This is a genomic window from Streptomyces sp. PA03-6a (assembly GCF_033792765.1).
Classification (GTDB): Bacteria; Actinomycetota; Actinomycetes; order Streptomycetales; family Streptomycetaceae; genus Actinacidiphila.
This window is the reverse complement of the sequence record NZ_JARAVK010000544.1, coordinates 1-1,731: the sequence shown is the minus strand read 5'-3', so window position 1 is coordinate 1,731 and position 1,731 is coordinate 1. Positions and strand designations below refer to the sequence as shown.

Annotated in this window: 1 protein-coding gene; it reads right to left on the bottom strand. The window is 67.4% G+C overall.

All coding sequences use genetic code 11. The features are described 5' to 3' along the window. Positions 1–21 precede the first annotated feature (21 nt). Entirely contained in the window at positions 22–1,677 is a 1,656-nt protein-coding gene (locus tag PV350_RS46495; RefSeq protein WP_500339295.1) for an ISAzo13 family transposase, read from the bottom strand. Positions 1,678–1,731: the final 54 nt, after the last annotated feature.

Sequence of the window (1,731 nt, the reverse complement as noted above, 5' to 3'; positions counted from 1 at the left end):
GGGCTTGTTTCTGAATAATTGTCAGGATTGATCTTGGTGGTCCTGGTCGGGCAGTCGAATTCGAAGCTGTTCGAGGGTCCGGGCGGGTGTTCCGGGCATGGGTGTGACGGCGATGCGGTGCAGGTCCAGCAGGCGGTGGCCGTCCTGGAATTGGTTGGAGAGGTTGGTGCGGGTGACGCCCAGCATCTGAGCCAGGAGTGTGCTGGTGATCGCCCTGCGTCGGCGCAAGAGTGCCGCCAGGAGACGGTGGTAGTGGTCGAGGCTGCTGGTCTGCGGGTGGAGGTAGCTGCGGGGGCGGTGGAAGCGGCGCTGGAAGGCCGCCTCGGCCAGCGCGTCCCAGTACGGCTCGCTGACGGCCACCAGGCGTTCGAAGTCGGACCGCGGCATGCCGGTCAAAGCCGGATCGCTGAGCATCTCGGTCAGGGCCGGGTCGATCCGCCGGGCGGCCGCTGGCGCCGGTCGCGGTCGGGGTGGGACGGGGGCCAGGGTGTAGTTCCAGTCGCCGTGGAACGCGTTCGGCGTGATCGGCAGGGCCTGGAACTCGGCAGCGGTCACCGTTGAGCCGAGGCGGTAGCTGCCGGTGTCCAGCTCGGCGCCGATGGTCAGCCCGGTGCGGGTGGTCGTCGCGGCGATGGTCTCGATGACGACCTGGTAGCTGGTCAGTGGTCGACCGCGCCAGTTCGCAGTGATGTGGCAGAACATCCGGTGTTCGATCTTGTTCCACTTCGAGGTGCCCGGCGGAAAGTGGCAGACCGTGATCTCCAGACCGGTCTCCAGGGCAAAGGCGGCCAGGTGCTTCTTCCAGGTCCATCGGCGGGGATCGTTGGAGCCACCGGCATCGGCGGTGATCAACAACCGGGTGGCGTTCGGGTGGTGCACCCGTCCGCGGTGCTGCCACCAGCGGCGTATGGACTCGACCGCGAACTCGGCGGTGTCGTGGTCGGTCCCGACATTGACCCAGCCGGTGTTGGTGGCGATGTCGTAGATCCCATACGGGATGACGACGGGCTGGTCGCTGGTGGTGAAGGTGTGGCAGTCGACCTTGATGGGATCCTTGCCTGGCCGCCAGGTGCGGCCGGGCCGGTCGCGGTGCCCGAGCCACTCCTTGGCTTTCGTGTCGACGCTGATCACCGGTTGCCCGTCGTCGAGGAAGGCAGTGGCCGTGGCGTTCAAGTGGGCGAACTGGGCATCGCGGTCCGGATGACTGGTGCCTTCGGTGGTCTTGACCGTGCCCTGCAGGCTGTAGCCCATGCCATGCAGCAGGCGCCCGACAGTGGCGGCACTGACCGGATGGCCCTGCGACGTGAGGGTCGAGGCCAGAGTACGCAGCGACAAGGTGGTCCATCGCAGCGGGGACACGGGATCCCCCCGGGTGTGCGGCTCGATCAGCGCCTCGAGCGCCGGCAGCAGGCCGGGGTCGGTGACCGTCAACGGCTTGCGTCCGGCTCCCGGAGCCCGGACCCTCCTCGTTGCCGGCGGGCCCCCGGCCAGTTCGGTGACGCCGCGCGAGACGGTGGAGACACTGGTCCCGGATGCGGCAGCCACCAAAGCGATCCCACCGTGGCCGATTGCCACGGCCTCGCTGGCCAGGTAGAGCCGGCGACGGCGCTCGTCGAGATGAGGCAGGATCCGATCAAACTTGGCCCGTAACACAAGGACAGGCAGACGCACAGGCATGACCCACCGTCCCACCAACTCCAGCAGAACAAGCAGTAATTGAAATACAAGCCC